This window comes from Nitrospira sp., assembly GCA_016873435.1.
GTDB lineage: Bacteria > Nitrospirota > Nitrospiria > Nitrospirales > Nitrospiraceae > VGXF01.
On sequence record VGXF01000005.1, the window covers coordinates 97,239 to 118,385 of the forward strand.

A 21,147-nucleotide genomic window follows, 5' to 3' on the forward strand; every position below is an offset into this window, starting at 1 on the left:
GGGTTCTCCCGCCCGTACGAGCACGGGCATCATGCGCTGAACGTGGTGAGACGTAAAAGCGAAGGAATCGTAGCACAGGGGCGGTGAAACTAAAAGGTGCGGACGTAGGCCTGATAAGCGTCGTAATTGCGCTTCATTTCCTCGAGACTGTCGCCGCCGAACTTCTCGATCATGGCATTGGCCATCTCGTAGGCCACGACGGCCTCCCCCACGACACCGGCTGCCGGGACCGTACAGATATCAGACCGTTCCACTGTGGCGTCGAAGGGCTCCTTCGTCTCAATGTCCACGCTCTTCTTGGGGCTATAGAGCGTCGAAATGGGTTTCATGGCCACGCGCAGAACGATCGGCTGGCCGTTGGTGATGCCACCTTCCAATCCGCCGGCGTTGTTGGTTTTCCGGACAAATTCCTTAGAGCCTTTTTCGAAATAGATTTCGTCATGAACTTCGGAACCGAACCGGCGCGCGGCCTCGAACCCCATGCCGATTTCAATGCCCTTCATGGCCTGGATGCTCATGGCTGCCATGGCCAGCCGGGCGCTCAGACGGCGATCCCACTGTGCATAGCTGCCCAGCCCGATCGGTGCATTGGTTACAACAACCTCAAAGACACCGCCCAGGGTATCGCCCTTGTGCTTGGCGCCTCGGATCTGTTCGATCATCCTGGCACCGGCAGCTTCGTCCGGGCAACGGACGTCGGAGCGTTCGGCCCGATCGTAGGCCTGCAGCGGATCGTCCCCGCAAGTGGCCGTGACGTCGCCGATGGAGACGGTATAGCTCACCACCCGCATGCTGAAGTGACTCAGGAGGGCCTTGGCCACACCGCCGATCGCTACACGAATGGCCGTTTCGCGCGCGCTGGCCTTCTCCAGGACGTTCCGGATGTCCCGATGGCCGTATTTGATAGCACCGACGAGATCGGCATGGCCCGGGCGCGGACGCGTGACCACCTTGGACGGAGGCACATTGACGGGCTCGGCCGCCATCACCTCTTTCCAGTTTTCCCAGTCCTTGTTGGCAACGAGCAGCCCGATGGGGTTGCCGAGGGTCTTGCCGTGGCGGACGCCGCAGGCAAATTCGACGCGGTCTTCCTCGACACGCATACGACCGCCACGCCCGTAGCCTTTTTGACGACGGGCGAGGTCGCTGTTGACCATATCAGAAGTCAACGGAAGGCCAGCAGGCACGCCTTCAACCACAGCCAACAGATATTTGCCGTGGGATTCCCCCCCGTTTAAATACCGCAGCATAGCCACACATCCGCCATTAGTTCTTCACGATAATCGGTACCAGGAAGATCCGCAGCTCTTGCTAGCCCCCCGTCTCGCTCTTGCTTTTCAACAACCCGTCCTGCCCCAGCATACGATCGAGCACGGCACCCCCGCCACTTTCAAAAAATACTTACGCCAAATTTTTGCAGCTCAGCATGGTTAATATAGTCGTACCGTCAAGAAATAGCAAAATTTTAAATGCCGCTCCTGGAGCGGGTTTTACGATTTTTTCGGCCGGTTTGAGGCTGCCCTCTACTTGGGCAGTGTAAGACCTGAGAAACCCGCAGACCGTGGCTTGCTCGGTCGTGGACGGCAGTCCCAAAGCAACTCCAGCGACGTACCTGCGATCGAGCTGCACGGCAGACAGAACAATCGGTCTTCAGGGGATATCAGAAAAACCGGTCCAACGCTGGCTCAACTAGCCGGGTCACTCCATCTTCTCCGCGGCACAGAATCAGGATTTTTCTTGAGGGCGCCTCGCGAAACACTAGAATGCTTTTCGCATCCTTTCGAAAAGACGCAATCGCTCCGTCCCGCGTCAACGTCGGCACAGCAACGGAGACTTTTTCAACGCTCTCCGCCTCATCGTCCAGTCGTGGGCGCTGTCGGACCTCCACCACGCGTGGCACTTTATAACATTCCAAACGTTCCTTTTTCTTCTGAATCTGTAACACCAACTTGTGCATCAGCGCGTCGACGGAGACGTACATGTCGCTGGTCGCCGCTTTGGCCGTCACCGCCCCCCTCCGCGTGGATACCGTCCCTTCGGCTGTCTGGCGAAACCGCTCCACGCTGAACACCACGTGCACTTTTTCCGTTCCGTCAAGAAAGCGCTCAAGTCGCGTCAAGCGTTGCTCAACATGCCGCCGCAATGCTGCAGTTACCGTCATGTGGCGCCCCACGATTTGTAGCCTCATCGGCATCCTTGTCTGCAATGCATGCGACGAAGTCAAAAAAATCGCTTGCGCTGACTGGCAGAGCGAATATTGACTTCGGTGCGGTACTTGGCAACCGTACGGCGGGCGATAACGATCTGATGACTTTGCAGGCGGGCGGCGATCTCCTCGTCTTTTAGTGGCCGCTGCGGGTTCTCCTCGGCGATCATTTTCCGGATCATTTCGCGAACGGTCACTGAGGACAGCGCCTCCTGACTCTGATCCGTACGCTGCAATGCCGCATTGAAAAAGAACTTCAGCTCGAGCAGGCCCTGCCCACAGTAGAGATATTTATTAGCGGTAACACGGCTGACCGTCGACTCATGCATGCCGATGTCCTCTGCCACCTGCTTGAGCACCAGCGGCTTGAGATATTGTACGCCTCGTTCAAAAAACGGCTCCTGAAATTTGACGATGCTTTGCACTGCTTTGAGGATCGTTTTGTTACGCTGCTCGATGCTCCGTATAAGCCATTGTGCCCCGCGATACTTCTCCTCCAAATAGACTTTGGCCGCCTCAGAATCTTCTTTCTCGCTACCCCCCAGCATCTGCTTGTAATAGGGACTAATCCTGAGGCGCGGCAGCCCATCATCATTGAGCGCCACCACCCATTCTCCCTCATTCTTCACGACAAACACGTCCGGGACGATGGTAAAATTGGCCGCAGAGAAATATGGCCGCCCGGGCTTTGGTTCCAGTGCCTCGATGACACGCGTGGCTTCCGCCACCGCCTCTACTGTGGTATTCAACGCCTTGGCAATGCGGGCATATTGCTTCTTCTCGAGATCCTTGAGATGAAGACGAACGATCGATTCAACCAGCGACCCCTTCAGAGTCCCGTTGCGCTTGACCTGCGCGCCCACCTGATTATGATCGAGAAAACCGAGTTGAATAAGTAGGCATTCCTGGAGGTCCCGCGCTCCCACGCCGGCCGGGTCAAACGACTGGACCTGCCGGAGAACCGATTCCACCTGTTCCATCGGAGCCTTTTCGTCGATCGCAATATCCTGCACTGATGCCTGCAGATACCCGTCATCATCGATGTTGCCGATGATGTTTCGGGCAATCATTTTCTCCGCCTCTGGCATCTCAGTCAGGGCCAACTGCCACAGCAGATACTCTGCAAGCGACGTCGGCTTGGCCAATGTCTGCTCATAGGGCGGCAACTCGTCCTGGTTCGATGCCGCTGTCTCCCGCCCCCCCGCCACCCGGTCGCTGTCGAAATAGTTGTCCCAGCTTTCCTGAGAAATCTCATCCGGCCGCTCTGTGTCCTCAGACTTTTCCGAGTCTGATGCCCCTGACGCTTCCGCGGGGTCCCGCTCCTGCGACTGCCCCTGTTCGCCTTCCTCGATGGCTATGCCCCCCTGTTCCTCCGCATCCACCTGGAGTTCTTCAAGCAGCGGATTCTCCATTAGATGCTGCGAGAGGGTCTGCTGCAGCTCAAGGCGGGACAGTTGTAGCAGCTTGATCGCCTGCTGCAACTGCGGCGTCATGATCAGCTTCTGGCTGAGACGAAGGTCCAGTCTGAGCTTCATGAAACGGCCTTGCCTGCTCCCGTCTGTCTCATCACAGCTTGAACCGATTCCCAAGGTAGATCGCCTGGGCGGTGGCACTGTTTACGATGACCTCCGGCGTGCCAGCCTCGAGAATCGTGCCCTCGTTGATGATGTAGGCGCGATCCGTGATGGAAAGCGTCTCCTGCACATTGTGATCTGTGATCAGCACGCCGATCTGTTTGTCTTTTAAGCGGGTGAGGATGTGCTGAATATCTGCCACCGCAATCGGATCGATGCCGGCAAACGGCTCGTCCAGCAGTAAAAACTTCGGGCGCATCACCAGCGCACGCGTGATTTCCAGCCGTCGCCGTTCGCCTCCGGACAACGCATAGGCCTTGCTGGCTCGCAGATGGGTCAGATCTAGCTCCTTAAGTAGTTCATCGGTCCGTCCTGCGCGTTCCTGCGCTGTGAGGGGTATCATTTCGAGTATGGCCAGGATGTTTTCCTCAACAGACAACCGGCGAAACACTGACGATTCCTGAGGCAGATAACTAATGCCGTGCCGAGCCCGCTTGTACATCGGCAGATCAGTGATGGTCTCATTGTCCAGTACAATCGTACCGGCATCGGGCTGGCAAAGCCCGACCACCATATCGAAAATGGTTGTCTTGCCGGCACCATTCGGCCCCAGTAGCCCGACAATCTCGCCCGCACACACCTCAACACTGACGCCTTTGACCACCGTGCGGCCACGAAAGCTTTTGACCAGTCCGCTGGCCTTTAACACCTGCCCCACCGGTTGGGTCGTCGCAGGACTCACTTCCCCCCCTGCGCCGCGCAGCCTGTGTGTGGCGCTCCCCCGGCCTGATCAAGCGTGACGCGAGACTGCCCTTCCACAATTGTCCGGTCATCATCCAGAAACATCGTAATTTGCCCCCCAGATACGCAGGTCCCTTTCTCCCACGCGACCGGATCGCCGTCCAGAATAATTTTTCTGCTTTCTTCGTAATAGGTCGCCTTACGGGATGTCGAATGCCCGTCGCCTTTTTTAATCCGTACAACCCTCCCCGTGGCTTCGATGATACTGACCGCTCGGTTCGACACAGTGGGCAACTCAGCGTCGCCCTTTCGGGGCGGCGGGGCTGTCACGGCAGGCGCCGATTCGTTCTGCGGTTTGAAATGCATGATCATGACATCGGACTGGACGGTCAGCACACCCTTTTTCAGCACCACATTGCCTTCAAAGATTGCCTTGTTTTCCTGATTGCGCATGGTGATCTTTGTCGCTGTGATATCCGTGCGTCCATTGGCCGATGGTTCCGGCTCAGCGGCATCGGTGGCTCTTCCCAGCCCCACCGCAAGCAGGATGCCCAGCGCAAAGACCCGGCTATGGTGCAATCGCCACATGCACATCTTCCAGGATTTGAAACTCCTCAAGGTCCAGCTTCCCGATCAATCCTCGGCCGCTAACTTCCAATCCATGCCCCGTGATGGTCACAGGGTCACTCGTCGCAACTTCGCGCCGTTCGTCTGTCCAGGCCAGGTGATTCGTCAGAATGGTATAGCCGCTCGCCAGTTCAACGGCGATGGTGCCGGTGCGTTTCATCAGTCTGAAGTTTTTCTTTGCCGTGTCGATCGTACCTTCGTCCCCAGACAGCTGGAGCTCACGCCCCTTCGGTCCGTAGAGTGTAACTTGGACGCCTTCCAACACAGCCCGGTGTTCGGCTTCCACCAGATGGGCCCGCTGCGCCTGAATCTGCCACTGCACGGCTCCCGCCTTGGTCTGCGTAAAGGTAAACCGGTCGATGCCGGCATCGGCACGGGCCAGACTCTGCGATGTAGCGGGCGGCGACGTTTGTGCAGGTTCAACGCGAGTGGTCAGGATATACACGAGAAAGATGGCCAATAGCCCACTCAGCAGAAGCAGCGCATCTCGAACATATCGCTGCCACATAATAAAGACCCCTAAATCAATTGCTTACGAGGATTGGAGCTAGTGGCACGATAGTAGCATACGGAACACGGCGAGTAAACGAGGCCGGAGTGGGAACTATCGGGATTACATGAGCGACAGAGCGAATCGAACAGATAGCGACAAACCTAGCCGATCAATGACGATCGGCTAGGCCTATGCAAAAGGGACGACCGGCTAGGCCTTTTCGGAGGGTTTGTCCTTCTTAGCCGGTTCGGATTTGTCGGTTTTCGTCTCAGCAGGGGTGCTGCCCTTGGCCACCAGCTCGATGGCGACCATGGCGGCGGCATCACCGCTTCGTTGCCGCGTCTTGATGATCCGGGTATAGCCGCCGCTACGATCGCGGAACCGGCCGGCTACATCGTCGAACAGCTTTGACACGACCGCCTTGTCGCGAATGAAGCTCAACGCGCGACGGCGGTTATCTAGCCCGCCCCGCTTGCCCAGTGTGATCATCCGCTCCGCGTAGCCTCGGATCTCCTTAGCCTTTTGCTCCGTCGTCTCGATCCGCTCGTGGTCCAGCAACGACGTCACCATGTTCCGGAAGAGTGCCCCCCGATGCTTGGTGTCACGGCTGAGTTGTCTGCCTTTTTTTCCGTGGCGCACAGGCCCCTCCCCGCAGGTTAAGCGTCCCGCTTGCTACCCTCAGACGAGGACAGCGTATCCAGCTTCATGCTGAGCCCCAGGCCCATCTCGGCCAAGATTTCCTTGATTTCGTTCAAAGATTTCTTCCCGAAGTTCTTGGTCTTCAGCATTTCCATTTCGGACTTCTGCACCAGATCTGCGATGGTCTTGATGTTCGCGTTCTTGAGGCAGTTGGCGGCGCGCACCGACAATTCCAGCTCGTTCACGCTCCGGAAGAGATTCTTGTTGATCTCCCGGCGCTCCTCCTCGCGGCGCGCCTCGGGCTTCATCTCGCCCAGCTGGTCCGGATGGATCAAGATGTCCAAGTGGTCGCGCAGGATCAGCGCGGCGGACGATACGGCGTCCCGCGGCGTGACACTCCCGTCCGTCCAGACTTCCAGCGTGAGTTTATCGTAATCCGTGACCCGGCCAACGCGCGCATTCTCGACGTGGAAGTTCGCACGCGTGACGGGTGAGAAAATGGAATCGACCGGGATCACGCCGATCGGCAGCCCCTCTTCCTTGTTCCGCTCGGCCGGCACGTAGCCGCGGCCCGGCTTGACAACCAATTCCATGTCGAGCACCGCTTCCTTGTCCAGAGTAGCGATGTACAAGTCCTTATTCAGAACCGTCACGTCCGCGTCATGCTGGATGTCCGCTGCCGTGGCCTCGCCCGGCCCCTTCTTCCTGAGGCGGATTGTCTTTGGCTTGTCGGTGTGCAGCTTCAACCGCAGACTCTTCACGTTCAGAACGATGTTGGTCACGTCCTCCGTCACACCAGGCACCGTCGAAAATTCGTGCTGGACGCCCTCGATCTTGACGGTCGTCACCGCCGCACCGGTCAGCGACGAGAGTAGCACGCGCCGCAGGGAGTTCCCCACCGTGGTACCGAACCCGCGCTCGAACGCTTCCGCTGTGAACCGTGCATAGTGCTCGGACGGGATTTCTTTCTCTGTCTCAATGCGCATCGGAATCTGAAAGTCTTTCATGCTTTTAATCATGGTGTCCCCTTAGCCTCGTTGAACCCGCGACCCGCCTGCGCTTATCGCGAATACAACTCGACGATCATCTGTTCGTTGACTGGCAGCGCGATCTCATCCTTCGTCGGGATGGCCTTGACCGACCCCTTGAAAGCGGCGCGATCCAGTTCTAGCCAGGCCGGGATCCCGCGCCCCTCCACCGCATCCAGGGACGCGACGATCGAGGCCACCTCGCGGCTGCGCTGCCGCACTTCCAACACATCGCCCACACGAACCTGATAGGCTGGCACGTCCGTCTTGCGGCCGTTTACCAGGAAATGTCCATGGTTGACCAGTTGCCGGGCCTCCCGGCGAGAGCAGGCAAAACCCAGCCGATAGACCACGTTGTCAAGCCGGCTCTCGAGCAGCTTCAGCAGACGCTCGCCGGTAATGCCTTCATGGCGCTCCGCCCGCTCAAAAATGCCGCGGAATTGCCGTTCTTGCAGCCCGTAAATGCGCCGCAACTTCTGTTTTTCTCGCAACTGCGCGCTGTACTCTGACACGCGCTGCCGCCCCTGCCCATGCTGGCCGGGCGGGTAGCTCCGGCGCTCGATGGCGCACTTTTCCGTCATACAGCGCGAGCCCTTCAAAAACAGCTTCACCCCTTCGCGCCGGCAAAGCCGGCAGACCGGACCGCGATACTTTGCCATTAGACTCTCCTCCGTTTCGGGGGACGGCAGCCATTGTGCGGAATCGGTGTCACGTCGCGGATCAGATTGATCCGCAGTCCCGCTGCCTGCAACGAACGAATAGCTGACTCCCGCCCGGAGCCCGGCCCGTTCACGTACACATCGACCTGCCGCATGCCGTGCTCCATCGCCTTGCGCGCCGCCATTTCCCCCGCGCGCTGAGCGGCGAATGGCGTGCTTTTGCGCGAGCCCTTAAAGCCCTGGTTGCCCGAGCTGGCCCACACCACAGTGTTGCCACTCATGTCTGTAATGGTCACGATTGTATTATTGAAGGAGGCCTGCACGTGTGCAACCCCGCCCTGCACGATTTTCCGTTCTTTCTTTTTGCCCTTCTTTACGCTCATACGTGTTCCTCTTTTCGCCCTTCAAAATGACTATGTCTTTGCAGGAGCCGCCGCCGGCTTCCGCATGGCGCCCATGGATTTCTGGCGGCCCTTGCGGGTCCGCGCGTTGGTCTTCGTCCGCTGCCCCCGCACCGGCAGGCCCTTGCGATGCCGCAGGCCGCGATAGGTCCCGATGTCGACCAGTCGTTTGATGTTCATGGACACGGCGCGCCGCAGATCGCCCTCGACCTCGTGACCACCAATGACTTCACGCAGCTTCACAATCTGATCCTCTGTCAGATCCTTCACTCGGATCGCACCATCGACGCCGGCCTTCTTCAAAATCTCGATGGCCATAGCACGCCCGATCCCAAAAATATAGGTCAGGCCGATGTCCGCCCGCTTCTCTCTAGGCAAATCCACTCCCGCAATACGAGCCATCAGATCCTCCTTACCGCCTGCGCGCCGCTAGCCCTGCCGCTGTTTGTGGCGCGGATTCTCGCAGAGCACGCGCACCACGCCGCGCCGGCGGACCACCCGGCACTTGGAACAAATCGGCTTGACCGACGATTTCACTTTCATGACAACCCCTTCACTTGAACCGGTACGTGATGCGCCCTCTCGTCAAATCGTAGGGCGACAATTCCACCGTCACCTTGTCCCCCGGGAGGATCCGGATGAAGTGCATCCGCATCTTGCCGGAGATATGGGCCAGAATGATGTGGCCATTGTCCAATTTCACACGAAACATCGCGTTCGGCAATGTTTCCGTCACGCTCCCCTGCGCTTCAATGACATCTTCCTTGGACATCCGTCGCTGCGCGTCTCCTACAGCTTGCTCAAAATTCTTGGCGGCCCGCTCGACTGAATCGCGATCGTATGCTCAAAATGCGCCGAGAGGCTCCCGTCCTTCGTTACTGCCGTCCACTGGTCATCCAAGATTTTTATGTCGCTCTTGCCCATGTTCACCATGGGCTCGATTGCCAGGACCATGCCCGCCTGCAGCCGCGGCCCCTGCCCGGGCTTGCCGTAATTCGGCACCTGCGGCTCTTCGTGCAGCTGGCGCCCGATCCCGTGCCCCACAAACTCTGTCACGACCGAAAAACCAGCCGACTCCGCCCGCTCCTGCACCGCATGCGAAATGTCGGACAACCGGTTGCCCACCACCGCCTGCTTGATGCCGGCATAGAGGGCCTCTTCGGTCACCCGCAATAGTTCGGCCGCCTTGGGATCGATTGTCCCGACCGGCAGCGTCAGTGCGGAATCGCCGTAGAACCCGTTCACTATTGCGCCCAGATCCAGTCCAACGATGTCGCCTTCCTGCAAGACCCGCTTCGACGGAATCCCGTGTACCACCTGATTGTTCACCGAGATGCATAGCGTCTTGGGATAACTGTGATACCCCTTGAACGCTGGCTTCCCGCCGCGCGACCGGATGAACTCTTCAGCCAGCCGGTCGAGTTCGTCCGTCGTCACGCCCGCCGTCACGTGCGCCTTCAGATACTGCAGCGTCTCGGCGACCAGCCGGGATGCCTGTGCCATGATCTCGATCTCCTCTGGCGTCTTGAGAATGATCATGCCACGCCATGGGATCGCAGCAACTCCACAACCCTCTGCTGCACCTGCTCCACTGGACCGACTCCGTCCACGTCCGACAGCAGATTGCGCTGCCGGTAATAGGCAATGAGTGGGGCCGTCTGCTGCTCATAGACGGAGAGCCGATTCTCAACCGTCGTGCGCGTATCGTCACTCCGCTGCATCAGCGCTCCTCCGCACCGGTCGCAGATACCCGCTTGCTTCGGCGGCGTGAACTCCACATGAAACACCGCCTGGCATTTCGGACAGCTCCGGCGCCCTGTCAGTCGCCGGACAATGGCTTCACGTGGTACCGTGAAGTTGACCGCCCGATCGAGCGGCAGCCCACTGGCCTCCAGCATCGCGCCCAGTTCTTCCGCCTGGGCCATCGTTCTCGGAAATCCGTCCAAGAGAAACCCGCTGGCACAGCCCGGCTCCGCAAGCTTGTCCTTGACGATACCGACCACCACGGCGTCTGGCACTAACTGCCCCTGATCCATGCACGCTTTCGCCTGCAGTCCCAGCAACGTCTTATTCCGCACCGCCTCCCGAAGAATGTCGCCGGTTGAAATCTTTGGGCAACGAAACTTCGCCGCCAACAGATCGCCCTGCGTGCCCTTGCCCACACCGGGAGCACCCAGTAGCATCACACGCATGGCTACCCGGTCCGTCCCTTCATTGGACCCGTCTCCAGGAACCCTTCGTAGTTCCGCATCAGCATGTGCGACTCGACCTGCTGGGCCGTATCCAAGCCGACGCCAATGACGATCAGAAGCGATGTGCCACCGAAATAAAATGGCATGTTCAACTTGTAAATCAAAAACTCTGGGATGACGCAGACCACCGCCAAATACATCGCGCCGGCAAAGGTGATGCGCGTCAGCACGTTATACACGTAATCCGAGGTTCGCTGCCCGGGACGGACGCCGGGGATAAAGCCCCCGTATTTCTTCATGTTCTCCGCCATGTCCACTGGGTTCAGGACCACGGCCGTGTAAAAAAAACAGAAAAAAACGATCAATCCAATGTACAACAGCGTGTACAGCACCGATCCCGGCGCCAGATGCTCTCCTATGGACTTCACCCAGGGATACTGGATGAATCCAGCGATCGTTGCCGGAAACGCGATGATCGAGGAGGCGAAGATCGGCGGAATCACGCCCGCCGTGTTGATCTTCAGCGGAATGTGCGTGCTCTGTCCTCCGTAGACCCGCCGCCCGACCACCCGCTTTGCATACTGCACCGGAATTTTTCGGCGGCCACTTTCCAAAAACACAATGGCAGCCACAACGCCCAGCATGACCGTTGTCAGCAACACGAGCAGCACGAAGTTGAGCTGTCCGACCTGATACAGCTCAAACGTCTGCGCCACCGCGCTCGGCAGGCGCGCGACGATCCCCGAGAAGATGATCAGCGAAATCCCGTTACCGATCCCCCGCTCAGTGATCTGCTCGCCTAGCCACATCAGGAAGGCCGTGCCAGCCATCAGAGTGATGACCGTCATCAATCGGAACGGCCAGCCCCCATGGAGCACGAACTCCCCACCCTTCATCTGCTCCAGCCCGATCGCGATGCCAAATCCCTGGATCAGCGCGATCACGATTGTCCCATACCGGGTATACTGGATAATCTTCTTGCGCCCGCGCTCACCTTCCTTCGCGAGCTTCGACAGTTGGGGAATGACAACCGTCAGCAACTGCAAAATGATCGACGCGCTGATGTAGGGCATGATGCCCAGCGCAAAGATCGTCAGCCGCGACAGTGAGCCGCCCGAAAAAATATCCAGAAATCCCAGGAGCGCCCCGCCTTGCTCCTGCAAAAACTTCGCGAGCGAGTCCCCGTTGATGCCCGGCGTCGGGATGTGCGCACCGACCCGGTATACGGCCAGCATCGTCAGCGTGAACAGAACCCGCGTCCGCAGCTCCGGTATTTTGAAGATGTTCTGAAAACCCGTGAGGAGCCGCTCAAACACCGCTGATGACCTCAGCCCGACCGCCGGCTTTCTGAATCTTTTCCATTGCTGACTTGCTGAACTTGTGGGCCTGGATGGTCAGCGGCCGCGCCAGCTCGCCGACGCCTAGAATCTTGACCGGCTGCGACTTCCGCTTAATCAGCCCCGCGTCCACTAGCACGCCCGGCGTCACCTGATCCGCCTTCAGCGCCGCGAGGGACTTCAAATTGACGATCGCATACTCCGTGCGGAACGGGTAGAGAAAGCCGTACTTTGGCATCCGACGGATCAAAGGCATCTGTCCGCCCTCAAAGCCCGGCCCTTTGCCGCCGCCGGAGCGTGCGAGCAGACCCTTGTGGCCCTTGGTGGCAGTTTTCCCGTGACCTGATCCCGGCCCGCGGCCAATCCGCTTACGATTCTTTTTTGCTCCCACTGAAGGAGCCAGCGTGTGCAGCTTCATGCGTTCTTCACTTCCAGGAGATACGAGACCTTGCCAATCAGCCCGCGCACTTGCGGCGTGTCCGGCCGAACCACCGTCTGATGCGGTTTGCGCAACCCCAATCCCTGCAATACGAGCCGGTACCGGTACGCCGTCCCGATCGGACTTCGCTTCAAGGTAATCGTCAGATTTTTTGTGCCTGCCGTGCTCTTCGCCATATTCCCTATCCGACCTTCTCCACTCCGCTCCGGCGGATGCGCACCACTTCCGCGGGATCCCGCAGTTGGCGCAACCCTTCAAGCGTAGCCTTAACGGTATTGAACGGATTGCCCCGCCCCAACGTCTTCGCCACGATGTTATGTGCACCCGCCAGCTCGACGACCGCCCGCACCGCACCGCCGGCGATGATGCCTGTGCCCGCTGACGCCGGCTTAAGCATTACGTGCTCGCCGCAATAGGTTCCATGCACCTCGTGCGGGATGGTGTCGCCCTTCAACGGAACGCGGACGAGATTTTTCTTGGCCTGCTCCACTGCCTTCGAGATGGAGGCTGGCACCTCCGCCGCCTTCCCCTTGCCGATCCCCACCCAGCCAAGCCCGTCGCCCACGACCACCAGCGCACAGAAGTTGAACCGCTTGCCGCCTTTGACCACCTTGGCCACGCGGTTGATGAACACCACCTTGTCCTTCAGGCTCAGTTCGTCTGGATTGACACGCACGCGGCTGTTCCCCTTTCGTCCCGTTAAAACTGCAATCCGCCTTCGCGCGAGGCTTCTGCCAGCGCCTTGATGCGGCCGTGATACAAGTGCCCACCACGGTCAAAGACCACGGCGCCGATATTTGCCGCCTTGGCACGGTTGGCAATCAGCTTGCCCACTTCTTTGGCCGCCTCGATCGGCGCCTTTGACTGCACCGCCTTCTTCACTTCCGGATCCAGCGTGGACGCGGCCGCCAGCGTCCGCCCCTTACTATCATCGATAACCTGGGCGTAGATATGACTCTTGCTGCGGAACACGCTCAGGCGCGGACGCGCTGGCGTGCCGTACACCCGCTGCCGTACCCGCTGCTTCCGCCGCTCCAGCTTGTCAGTTTTTTCACGCAGTCGCACGTTGCACCTACTTACCGGTCTTGCCTTCCTTCTTGCGAAGGACTTCGCCTGAATACCGGATGCCTTTTTGCTTGTACACGTCCGGTGGCTTCACCGCCCGCAGATTGGCAGCCGTCTGCCCAACCAGCCGCTTGTCGATACCTTTCAGCAGAATAATCGTTTGCTTGTCGATCTTGACCTCAATTCCCTTCGGCACCGCAAACGAGACCGGCTGGTTGTACCCGACACTCAGTTGCAGATTCTGACCCTGCTGCTGTGCCTTGTAACCCACGCCGGTCATTTCCAGCGTCTTCTCATAGCCCTTCGTCACGCCGGCGATCATGTTGTTCAGTTCGGCGCGTACCAGTCCGTGCATAGCGCGCACGGAAGGCTCATTGCCCGCGCGGGTGACCTGCACCTGACCATTCGCCACCGCCACGTCAATGCCGGACTTGAGCGGCCACTGCAACTGGCCGAGCGGTCCCTTCACGGATACGGTCCGTCCTGCCACGGCCACATCGACCTTTTGCGGTACTGCGATGACTTTTCGTCCGATCCGAGACATATCTTTCCTGTTTTTCTGCGCCCGTCCCTACCAGATATGACAGAGCACTTCGCCGCCCAAATTGGCTCGCCGCGAAGCCTGGTCCGTCATGATGCCCTTTGAATTCGACACGATCGCCAGCCCCATCCCGCCCATTACCTTCTGCATCTCTTGCTTGCCCGCATAGACGCGGCGGCCCGGACGGCTGATGCGGCGCATGCCAGTGATGACCGGCTGCCCGTCGTTGATATACCGCAGCCGGACCTTCAACACTGAATGGCCGTCGGCGGTCGTCTTCTCGTAGGCACCAATGAACCCCTCAGCTTGCATGACTTTCAGAATCTCCGTCTTGAGCCGGGACGCAGGGATAGACACGGCCTCCTGCCCGCGGCGCGCCGCGTTTTGGATGCGAATCAACAGGTCTGCAATGGGATCAGTTACCATGGGCTCCTCGTTACCAACTAGCCTTCGTCACGCCGGGAATTTCCCCCTTCAGACTCAACTGCCGGAAGCAGATGCGGCACATCCGAAATCGCCGGAGAAATCCCCGCACGCGCCCGCACAAGGCACATCGGTGGTACTGCCGGGTGGAAAACTTCTGCTTGGTAACCGACTTGAGCCGCAATGCTTTACGTGACACGCAATGCCTCCCGCCTTAAGTTCTGAACGGCATCCCGAGATGCCGCAGCAGCGCCTTGCCCTCGTCGTTGGTCCCGGCCGACGTCACGAAGGTGATGTCCATGCCGTGAATCGAGGCAACGCTGTCGTATTTGATCTCCGGAAAAATCAACTGCTCCTTCAGCCCGAGCGTGTAGTTGCCGCGTCCATCGAACGCTTTGGGCGAGATACCCTTGAAATCACGAATGCGCGGCAACGCCACCGTGACCAGGCGATCTACGAATTCGTACATCTGGTTGCTGCGCAGGGTCACCTTGGCACCGATGGGCATGCCCTGGCGGAGCTTGAATCCGGCAATCGCTTTTTTTGCCTTTGTCATGACCGGCCGCTGCCCGGTGATAATACCCAACTCGGCGGACGCACTCTCCAATAACTTGACGTTCTGGATGGCTTCCCCCATGCCGACGTTCAGCACCACCCGCTCCAGCCGCGGCACCTGCATCGGATTCTTGTATCCGAACTCCTTCATCAGAGCCGGCACGATCTGGCTGAAATAGGTCGTCTTCAGCCGCGGGGGCGTCTTGGGCCCCGAGGGGGCGTTATCAACCGCACCCGGCTTCACCCCGGCCGCCGCTTCCTTGTTATGCGCCGCTTTCTTGCCGGTGCCCTTGGGGGCTGCGCCCTTGTCGTCTTTGGTCGTCACGTCCATCCCTATTCAATGACCGACTGGTCTTTCTTGTTGATCCGCACCCGATCCCCGTTTTCCAACACCTTGGTGCCGAGCCGGACCGGCTTGTTCAGACTCGCACTGTAGTACATCACGTTCGAAATCGCGATCGGCGCCTCCCGCTCGAGAATCCCGCCTTGCTTGACCTTCTGGTTCGGCTTCGTATGCCGCTTGACAATATTCAGCTTCTCAACCACCACCGACTGGTCGACCGGATGGACCGACAGCACCTTGCCCGTTTTCCCGCGCTCACGCCCGGAAATGACCATCACCGTGTCGCCCTTACGGAGTTTCACTTTTGCTGTTCCACGCACGCTCATCGCGATCCTCGCTACAGTACTTCCGGGGCGAGCGAAATGATTTTCATAAACTTCTTCCAGCGCAATTCCCGCGCGACCGGCCCGAAGATACGGGTCCCAATCGGCTCACCCTGCGCGTTGATCAGCACACAGGCGTTCCGGTCAAACTTGATGTAAGAGCCGTCCTCGCGCCGCACCCCCTTGGTCGTCCGCACAATCACGGCCTTGCTCACATCGCCCTTCTTCACTGTCGCCTGCGGAATGGCTTCCTTCACTGAGACCACCACCACATCGCCCAGCGATCCGTAACGACGCCTCGTCCCGCCCAGCACGTGGAAGCACATCACCTGCTTGGCGCCCGAATTATCAGCCACGTCCATGTATGTGTAGTCCTGGATCATGGCTACTCAGTCCGATTCTTCTCAAGAATTTCGACCACCCGCCAGTGCTTGTGCTTGCTGATCGGCCGGGTCTCAATAAGCTTTACGCGATCACCGACCTTGCACTCGTTCTTCTCGTCGTGCGCCTTCAGCTTCGTCACCCGACGCAGGGTCTTGTGATAAAAGGGATGGCGCACCACGCGCGAGACGGTGACCACGACAGTCTTGTCCATCTTGTCGCTGATAACCTCGCCGACCCACTCGTGCCGTTTCTGTTCCTGTTCCACCATTCGTTCCTACCTTGCCTGTTTCTTGCTAGCTGCGCCCTGCGCCAGCGTCTGCTGACGAAGCACGGTCTTCACGCGCGCCAGATCCCGGCGGGTCTGCCGGATCTTCATTGGATTTTCCGCACGGCCGGCTGCCATCTGAAACCGGAGATTGAACAGCTCCTGCGTGAGCTGCTGCGCCTTCTCAGCCAGTTCGGCCCCTGTCAGATCTTTCAGGTCCTTCACGTCCATGGACAACTCGTTGATCGCTCCCGTTACATTTCGCTGCGCGCCACGAACTTCGTGGCAATCGGCAGCTTGTAGGCCGCCAGCCGGAACGCCTCCTTGGCGATCTCTGGCGTTACGCCGCCCATTTCGTACATGATCCGGCCCGGCTTCACGACGGCTACCCAGTATTCCGGGTTGCCCTTCCCCTTGCCCATACGCGTTTCCGCCGGCTTCTTCGTGATCGGCTTGTCCGGAAAAATGCGCGTCCAGACCTGCCCACCGCGCTTCACATAACGCGTGATGGCGATACGTGCCGCCTCAATCTGTCGGCTAGTGATCCAGCCCGGCTCGAGCGCCTTGAGACCGAACTCACCCAGCGTGAGCGAGCCGCCCCGGTAGGCCTTCCCATTCATTCGGCCCTTTTGCATCTTCCGAAATTTAATCTTCTTGGGTGCCAGCATGTTCTGTTACCGACGCTCGAACGTCGATTCGCCTTTTTCTAGCATGGCCACCTGTACCTCACCACGGTAGATCCACGTCTTCACGCCAATCTGGCCCATGGTCGTACGCGCTTCGGCAAATCCGTAATCAATGTCCGCGCGGAGCGTGTGCAGCGGTACTCGCCCTTCGCGATACCATTCGGTGCGCGCAATTTCTGCCCCACCCAACCGGCCCGCGACGCAGACCCGGATTCCCTGCGCGCCCAGCCGTAGTGCCGCAGCGATGCTGCGCTTCATCGCCCGCCGGAACGCTACCCGCTTCTCTAATTGCGCGGCAATGTTCTCGCTCACGAGCTGCGCATCCAATTCGGGCTTCTTAATCTCCTTGACCGTGATATAGACCTGATTGCCGTATTCCTTCTCAAGCGACGCCTTGAGCTTATCTACTTCCGCGCCCTTGCGTCCGATGATGATACCGGGGCGGGCCGTGTGAATGATTACGCGCGTCTGGTCGCCCGACCGCTCGATCTCCACCTTAGCCACGCCAGCGTGATAAAGCTTTTCTTTCACAACCTTCCGGATCTTCACGTCCTGATGGAGTAGCTTGGCAAAGTCCTTCTCCGCGTACCACCTGGAATTCCAGGTACGGTTGACGCCCAGCCGGTACCCGATCGGATGTGTTTTCTGCCCCATAGTGGTTCGCGTTCCTTTATTTCTTCTTGCCCGCTTCGACCGCATCCGGCGCCGACACAATCACCGTGATGTGGCTCGTCCGCTTGTGAATCGAAAACGCACGCCCCTGCGCACGCGGCTGAAACCGCTTCATGATCGTTCCGCAATTGACGTAAGCCTGCGAGACCCACATGGCTTCGCTATCGCCCATTTCTTTCTGCTCGGCATTCGCCACAGCGGAGCGCAACACCTTTTCCACGACCAGCGCTGCAGCACGCGGTGCGTACTTGAGCATCGCCAACGCCTGCGGCACTTGTTGTCCGCGGATCATGTCCACCAGAACGCGGGCCTTGCGGGGCCCTACCCGGACATGTCGCAAAATTGCTTTCGCTTCAGCCATCGTTTCCCCTGCTACTTGAGCGCAACCGCCTTTTCCGTCTTGACCGCCCCGTGCGCCTTAAAGAAGCGGGTCGGCGCGAACTCGCCCAGCTTGTGACCGACCATATTCTCCGTCACGAAGACCGGAATAAACTTCTTTCCGTTGTGCACAGCGAACGTATGACCAATCATGTCTGGTACCACCGTGGACCGGCGCGACCAGGTCTTGATGAGCTTCTTGTCGCGCTCTTGATTCATCTGCTCGACCTTCTTTAGCAGATGCCCGTCGACAAATGCGCCCTTGCTGACTGAACGTGGCATACTCGAATTCCTCGCCTACTTTTTGCGCCGTGCGATGATGAACTTGTCGGTCTTCTTGTTATTGCGCGTCTTGTAGCCCTTGGTCGGCAGACCCCACGGCGACACCGGATGGGGATTGCCCTGCCCCGACTTGCCTTCGCCGCCGCCATGGGGATGGTCCACTGGGTTCATCACCACACCCCGCACATGCGGCAAGCGCCCCCGCCAGCGAGACCGGCCCGCCTTGCCCACCGACTCGTTCTCATGATCAAGGTTGCCCACCTGCCCCACCGTGGCCATGCAGGTCTTCAACACCTTCCGCATTTCTCCAGACTTGAGCCGGATCTGGACATAGTTGCCTTCGCGGCCCATGACCTGCGCGAAGCCGCCGGCGCTCCGAATGAGCTGCCCGCCCTTTCCCGGCTTGAGCTCGATATTATGAATCGTCGTTCCGAGCGGGATCGTATCGAGCGGCAGCGCATTTCCCGGTTTGACCTCAGCGGCCGGACCCGACTGCACCATCTCGCTCACCGCCAGACCGACTGGCGCCAGAATGTAGCGCTTCTCACCGTCGGCGTAGTGCAGCAGCGCAATACGGGCCGAACGATTGGGGTCGTATTCGATTGACGCCACCCGTGCCGGCACGCCCGCCTTGTCGCGTTTGAAGTCAATCCGACGATAGAGCCGCTTGTGTCCTCCGCCACGGAACCGCGAGGTGACCCGCCCGTTGTTGTTGCGGCCGGCCGTGCGTAAATGGAATTCTGTCAGGCTCTTCTCTGGGCGCTTCTTGGCCAGGTCACCCGTTGTGACCGCCGACATGCCACGCCGTCCCGGAGATGTTGGCCGATAGAGTTTCAGTCCCATGATTGTTCCTGCGATCTCCTACGCGCTCTCGTACAATTCGAGCTTCTCGCCCTTCTTGAGCGTCACAATGGCTTTTTTCCAGTCCGATCGCTTGCCGGCAAACCGACCCAGCCGCTTGATCTTGCCCTTGACGGTCATCACGTTGACACGTTCGACCTTCACCTTGAGCAGCGCCTCAATCGCCTTCTTGATCTCCACGCGATTGGCATCCGCGCGGACGGCGAAGCCGACCTGATTGGCCCCTTCGCGAAGCGCCGTCATCTTTTCCGTCAGCAACGGACGGCGAAGCACCGAATGCAGCCCCGTTGTCATGCCCAGACCTCCTGCACGCGGGGAACATCGCGCTCTAAGATCACCAGCTTGTCGTGGCGTAACACGTCGTATACGTTCAACGTCTCTGGCTGAACCACTTTCACCTTTGGCAGATTGGCCGCCGCCCGCTCCAGATCGTTATAGCCCGTCCCGACCACGACCAGCGTCGAGGAGGTGAGCCCTAACTGGGTTAGCGTTTTCGCCAGCAACTTCGTTTTGGGCGACTCCAGCGTCAAACCCGATAGCACCACCACGCAGCCTTCCGCCAGCTTGGCCGACAGCGCATTCTGCAGCGCCGTCCGATACTTCTGCTTAGGCATGCCATAGGCGTAGCTGCGCGGCTTCGGACCGAACACCGATCCGCCGTGACGCCACACCGGAGACCGCAGAGAGCCGGCCCGAGCCCGCCCCGTGTGCTTCTGCTTCCACGGTTTCTTGCCCGATCCGCTGACCTCGCCACGCCGCAGCACAGAGGCAGTACCCTGCCGCTCGCAGGCGCGCTGCATAATCACAACCTCATGCACCAAGCCCACTGCCGGCTTCGCCCCGAACACGGTCGCCTTCAACTCGACCGAGCCGACCTTGCGTTTATGGATATCGACAACATCAACCGTTGGCATCGTTACGCCTTCTTGGACTTTCTCACGACGAGCAGGCCACCACGAGCGCCGGGCACCGCTCCGCTGACGAACAACAGATTTTCATCCGGACGGGCCTCAACTACTTGCAAGCGCTGCACTGTCACCTTGACGCTTCCCATGTGGCCAGGCAACGATTTGCCTCTCCAGACACGGGACGGAAATGAACTGCTGCCGATTGAGCCGGGGGCGCGGTGAAACATGTGGCCGTGCGTCTCGGGACCGCCGCGATAATTGTGACGCTTCATGACGCCCTGGAAGCCCTTCCCCTTGGACACGCCCTCGACGTCCACCCATTCGCCCTTCTGGAACACGTCCGCCTTGACAGTCTGCCCGACCTGCACATCATTCAGCTTCTTGAATTCCTTGATCCAGCGGCTGGCCGGCGCCTGTGCCTTCTTCAAATGCCCGGTCACGGCCTTGCCGATCTTCCGTTCCTTTGTTTCCCCAAATGCCAGCTGCACGGACTCGTAGCCGTCGCGCTCCTTGGTCTTGACCTGCGACACTCGGCACGGGCCGGCTTCGATCACTGTCACAGGGATCAGGCGGCCGTCCTCATCAAACACCTGAGTCATACCCAGTTTCTTGCCAAGCAATCCGTTGGTCATGCTGGTTTCGGCGCTCATAGCTTACAGCTTGATCTCCACGTCCACACCGGCCGACAGGCTAAGCTTCATCAGAGCGTCCATGGTTTCAGGCGTGGGATCCATGATGTCGAGCAGCCGCTTGTGCGTGCGGATCTCAAACTGCTCGCGCGACTTCTTGTCCGCGTGGGTGGCCCGCTGCACCGTAAACTTTTCGATACGCGTGGGCAGCGGAATCGGCCCGGCGATCCTGGCGCCACTGCGCCGCACCGTTTCCACGATTTCGGTCACCGACTGATCGAGGAGCCGGTAATCAAATCCCTTCAGTCGGATCCGAATGCGCTGGTCCACTTTCACCATGGTCACGTTCCGTTCTCTTTTGTCCGTCTGTTAGGCCAGGATTTCTGTAACGACGCCGGAGCCGACGGTCTTGCCGCCCTCGCGCACTGCGAAGCGTAGCCCCTGATCCATGGCCACCGGGCTGATGAGCTCGCCCGTCACCGTCACGTTATCCCCC

Annotated in this window: 38 protein-coding genes; all 38 read right to left on the reverse strand. The window is 59.3% G+C overall.

The window, feature by feature from the left end:
* Positions 1 to 89: 89 nt before the first annotated feature.
* Positions 90 to 1,247, reverse strand: coding sequence for a chorismate synthase (gene aroC / locus FJ248_04840; GenBank protein MBM4120209.1), 1,158 nt, complete (start codon positions 1,245 to 1,247; stop codon positions 90 to 92).
* A 413-nt stretch (positions 1,248 to 1,660) separates the two neighbouring features.
* The gene (gene raiA, locus FJ248_04845) at positions 1,661 to 2,194 is read right to left on the reverse strand and encodes a ribosome-associated translation inhibitor RaiA (GenBank protein MBM4120210.1); all 534 of its coding nucleotides are present in this window, start codon (positions 2,192 to 2,194) and stop codon (positions 1,661 to 1,663) included.
* 26 nt (positions 2,195 to 2,220) lie between these two features.
* On the reverse strand, positions 2,221 to 3,741 hold the full coding sequence (rpoN, locus tag FJ248_04850) for an RNA polymerase factor sigma-54 (protein ID MBM4120211.1): 1,521 nt from the start codon (positions 3,739 to 3,741) through the stop codon (positions 2,221 to 2,223).
* A 31-nt stretch (positions 3,742 to 3,772) separates the two neighbouring features.
* A complete protein-coding gene (gene lptB, locus FJ248_04855; protein ID MBM4120212.1) occupies positions 3,773 to 4,498 on the reverse strand; it encodes an LPS export ABC transporter ATP-binding protein in 726 nt (241 codons plus the stop codon).
* 20 nt (positions 4,499 to 4,518) lie between these two features.
* Positions 4,519 to 5,115, reverse strand: a complete 597-nt coding sequence (locus FJ248_04860) for a hypothetical protein (protein MBM4120213.1) — start codon at positions 5,113 to 5,115, stop codon at positions 4,519 to 4,521.
* Positions 5,090 to 5,656 carry an LPS export ABC transporter periplasmic protein LptC gene (gene lptC / locus FJ248_04865; GenBank protein ID MBM4120214.1) on the reverse strand — a complete coding sequence of 189 codons (567 nt, stop codon included), beginning with the start codon at positions 5,654 to 5,656 and terminating at the stop codon, positions 5,090 to 5,092. The genes FJ248_04860 and lptC overlap by 26 nt, the downstream gene beginning before the upstream one ends.
* Positions 5,657 to 5,851: 195 nt before the next feature.
* On the reverse strand, positions 5,852 to 6,280 hold the full coding sequence (locus FJ248_04870) for a 50S ribosomal protein L17 (GenBank protein ID MBM4120215.1): 429 nt from the start codon (positions 6,278 to 6,280) through the stop codon (positions 5,852 to 5,854).
* A gap of 17 nt (positions 6,281 to 6,297) precedes the next feature.
* Positions 6,298 to 7,287 carry a DNA-directed RNA polymerase subunit alpha gene (locus tag FJ248_04875; GenBank protein ID MBM4120216.1) on the reverse strand — a complete coding sequence of 330 codons (990 nt, stop codon included), beginning with the start codon at positions 7,285 to 7,287 and terminating at the stop codon, positions 6,298 to 6,300.
* Between the two features lie 53 nt (positions 7,288 to 7,340).
* Positions 7,341 to 7,967 (reverse strand): 30S ribosomal protein S4, encoded by a 627-nt coding sequence (rpsD, locus tag FJ248_04880; protein ID MBM4120217.1) that lies wholly within the window; start codon positions 7,965 to 7,967, stop codon positions 7,341 to 7,343.
* A complete protein-coding gene (rpsK, locus tag FJ248_04885) occupies positions 7,967 to 8,350 on the reverse strand; it encodes a 30S ribosomal protein S11 (GenBank protein MBM4120218.1) in 384 nt (127 codons plus the stop codon). Before rpsK ends, rpsD begins: the two co-directional genes overlap by 1 nt.
* Before the next feature lie 30 nt (positions 8,351 to 8,380).
* Positions 8,381 to 8,770 carry a 30S ribosomal protein S13 gene (rpsM, locus tag FJ248_04890; protein MBM4120219.1) on the reverse strand — a complete coding sequence of 130 codons (390 nt, stop codon included), beginning with the start codon at positions 8,768 to 8,770 and terminating at the stop codon, positions 8,381 to 8,383.
* A gap of 27 nt (positions 8,771 to 8,797) precedes the next feature.
* Positions 8,798 to 8,911, reverse strand: coding sequence for a 50S ribosomal protein L36 (gene rpmJ, locus FJ248_04895; protein ID MBM4120220.1), 114 nt, complete (start codon positions 8,909 to 8,911; stop codon positions 8,798 to 8,800).
* A gap of 10 nt (positions 8,912 to 8,921) precedes the next feature.
* A complete protein-coding gene (gene infA / locus FJ248_04900) occupies positions 8,922 to 9,140 on the reverse strand; it encodes a translation initiation factor IF-1 (GenBank protein MBM4120221.1) in 219 nt (72 codons plus the stop codon).
* A 17-nt stretch (positions 9,141 to 9,157) separates the two neighbouring features.
* Entirely contained in the window at positions 9,158 to 9,907 is a 750-nt protein-coding gene (gene map, locus FJ248_04905; protein MBM4120222.1) for a type I methionyl aminopeptidase, read from the reverse strand.
* Positions 9,904 to 10,560 carry an adenylate kinase gene (locus FJ248_04910; protein ID MBM4120223.1) on the reverse strand — a complete coding sequence of 219 codons (657 nt, stop codon included), beginning with the start codon at positions 10,558 to 10,560 and terminating at the stop codon, positions 9,904 to 9,906. Before FJ248_04910 ends, map begins: the two co-directional genes overlap by 4 nt.
* Before the next feature lie 2 nt (positions 10,561 to 10,562).
* Positions 10,563 to 11,876 carry a preprotein translocase subunit SecY gene (gene secY, locus FJ248_04915; protein MBM4120224.1) on the reverse strand — a complete coding sequence of 438 codons (1,314 nt, stop codon included), beginning with the start codon at positions 11,874 to 11,876 and terminating at the stop codon, positions 10,563 to 10,565.
* The gene (locus FJ248_04920; GenBank protein MBM4120225.1) at positions 11,869 to 12,315 is read right to left on the reverse strand and encodes a 50S ribosomal protein L15; all 447 of its coding nucleotides are present in this window, start codon (positions 12,313 to 12,315) and stop codon (positions 11,869 to 11,871) included. Before FJ248_04920 ends, secY begins: the two co-directional genes overlap by 8 nt.
* Positions 12,312 to 12,512, reverse strand: coding sequence for a 50S ribosomal protein L30 (gene rpmD / locus FJ248_04925; GenBank protein ID MBM4120226.1), 201 nt, complete (start codon positions 12,510 to 12,512; stop codon positions 12,312 to 12,314). The genes FJ248_04920 and rpmD overlap by 4 nt, the downstream gene beginning before the upstream one ends.
* Positions 12,513 to 12,517: 5 nt before the next feature.
* Positions 12,518 to 13,012, reverse strand: coding sequence for a 30S ribosomal protein S5 (locus FJ248_04930; GenBank protein ID MBM4120227.1), 495 nt, complete (start codon positions 13,010 to 13,012; stop codon positions 12,518 to 12,520).
* A 23-nt stretch (positions 13,013 to 13,035) separates the two neighbouring features.
* Positions 13,036 to 13,401 carry a 50S ribosomal protein L18 gene (locus FJ248_04935; protein MBM4120228.1) on the reverse strand — a complete coding sequence of 122 codons (366 nt, stop codon included), beginning with the start codon at positions 13,399 to 13,401 and terminating at the stop codon, positions 13,036 to 13,038.
* Positions 13,402 to 13,408: 7 nt separating this feature from the next.
* Positions 13,409 to 13,945, reverse strand: a complete 537-nt coding sequence (locus FJ248_04940) for a 50S ribosomal protein L6 (protein MBM4120229.1) — start codon at positions 13,943 to 13,945, stop codon at positions 13,409 to 13,411.
* Positions 13,946 to 13,972: 27 nt separating this feature from the next.
* Complete coding sequence (rpsH, locus tag FJ248_04945; GenBank protein ID MBM4120230.1) at positions 13,973 to 14,368, reverse strand: 30S ribosomal protein S8; 396 nt, start codon at positions 14,366 to 14,368, stop codon at positions 13,973 to 13,975.
* 10 nt (positions 14,369 to 14,378) lie between these two features.
* A complete protein-coding gene (locus FJ248_04950; protein ID MBM4120231.1) occupies positions 14,379 to 14,564 on the reverse strand; it encodes a type Z 30S ribosomal protein S14 in 186 nt (61 codons plus the stop codon).
* A gap of 15 nt (positions 14,565 to 14,579) precedes the next feature.
* Complete coding sequence (rplE, locus tag FJ248_04955; GenBank protein MBM4120232.1) at positions 14,580 to 15,251, reverse strand: 50S ribosomal protein L5; 672 nt, start codon at positions 15,249 to 15,251, stop codon at positions 14,580 to 14,582.
* A gap of 2 nt (positions 15,252 to 15,253) precedes the next feature.
* Positions 15,254 to 15,589: a 50S ribosomal protein L24 gene (locus FJ248_04960; protein MBM4120233.1), complete on the reverse strand. Its 336-nt coding sequence runs from the start codon at positions 15,587 to 15,589 to the stop codon at positions 15,254 to 15,256.
* Between the two features lie 11 nt (positions 15,590 to 15,600).
* The gene (gene rplN / locus FJ248_04965; GenBank protein MBM4120234.1) at positions 15,601 to 15,969 is read right to left on the reverse strand and encodes a 50S ribosomal protein L14; all 369 of its coding nucleotides are present in this window, start codon (positions 15,967 to 15,969) and stop codon (positions 15,601 to 15,603) included.
* A gap of 2 nt (positions 15,970 to 15,971) precedes the next feature.
* Positions 15,972 to 16,238 carry a 30S ribosomal protein S17 gene (rpsQ, locus tag FJ248_04970; protein MBM4120235.1) on the reverse strand — a complete coding sequence of 89 codons (267 nt, stop codon included), beginning with the start codon at positions 16,236 to 16,238 and terminating at the stop codon, positions 15,972 to 15,974.
* A 6-nt stretch (positions 16,239 to 16,244) separates the two neighbouring features.
* Positions 16,245 to 16,466, reverse strand: a complete 222-nt coding sequence (locus FJ248_04975; GenBank protein ID MBM4120236.1) for a 50S ribosomal protein L29 — start codon at positions 16,464 to 16,466, stop codon at positions 16,245 to 16,247.
* A 23-nt stretch (positions 16,467 to 16,489) separates the two neighbouring features.
* Positions 16,490 to 16,903, reverse strand: coding sequence for a 50S ribosomal protein L16 (rplP, locus tag FJ248_04980; protein MBM4120237.1), 414 nt, complete (start codon positions 16,901 to 16,903; stop codon positions 16,490 to 16,492).
* Positions 16,904 to 16,909: 6 nt separating this feature from the next.
* Positions 16,910 to 17,575 (reverse strand): 30S ribosomal protein S3, encoded by a 666-nt coding sequence (rpsC, locus tag FJ248_04985; protein MBM4120238.1) that lies wholly within the window; start codon positions 17,573 to 17,575, stop codon positions 16,910 to 16,912.
* 16 nt (positions 17,576 to 17,591) lie between these two features.
* A complete protein-coding gene (locus FJ248_04990) occupies positions 17,592 to 17,954 on the reverse strand; it encodes a 50S ribosomal protein L22 (GenBank protein MBM4120239.1) in 363 nt (120 codons plus the stop codon).
* A gap of 11 nt (positions 17,955 to 17,965) precedes the next feature.
* Positions 17,966 to 18,253 (reverse strand): 30S ribosomal protein S19, encoded by a 288-nt coding sequence (rpsS, locus tag FJ248_04995; protein ID MBM4120240.1) that lies wholly within the window; start codon positions 18,251 to 18,253, stop codon positions 17,966 to 17,968.
* Between the two features lie 15 nt (positions 18,254 to 18,268).
* Complete coding sequence (gene rplB / locus FJ248_05000) at positions 18,269 to 19,096, reverse strand: 50S ribosomal protein L2 (GenBank protein ID MBM4120241.1); 828 nt, start codon at positions 19,094 to 19,096, stop codon at positions 18,269 to 18,271.
* Positions 19,097 to 19,114: 18 nt separating this feature from the next.
* On the reverse strand, positions 19,115 to 19,408 hold the full coding sequence (locus FJ248_05005; protein ID MBM4120242.1) for a 50S ribosomal protein L23: 294 nt from the start codon (positions 19,406 to 19,408) through the stop codon (positions 19,115 to 19,117).
* A complete protein-coding gene (rplD, locus tag FJ248_05010) occupies positions 19,405 to 20,028 on the reverse strand; it encodes a 50S ribosomal protein L4 (GenBank protein MBM4120243.1) in 624 nt (207 codons plus the stop codon). Before rplD ends, FJ248_05005 begins: the two co-directional genes overlap by 4 nt.
* Before the next feature lie 2 nt (positions 20,029 to 20,030).
* Positions 20,031 to 20,654 (reverse strand): 50S ribosomal protein L3, encoded by a 624-nt coding sequence (locus FJ248_05015; GenBank protein MBM4120244.1) that lies wholly within the window; start codon positions 20,652 to 20,654, stop codon positions 20,031 to 20,033.
* Positions 20,655 to 20,675: 21 nt separating this feature from the next.
* The gene (gene rpsJ / locus FJ248_05020) at positions 20,676 to 20,990 is read right to left on the reverse strand and encodes a 30S ribosomal protein S10 (GenBank protein MBM4120245.1); all 315 of its coding nucleotides are present in this window, start codon (positions 20,988 to 20,990) and stop codon (positions 20,676 to 20,678) included.
* A gap of 30 nt (positions 20,991 to 21,020) precedes the next feature.
* Positions 21,021 to 21,147, reverse strand: a 127-nt coding sequence (tuf, locus tag FJ248_05025) for an elongation factor Tu (GenBank protein ID MBM4120246.1), incomplete at its 5' end; no start/stop codon positions are given.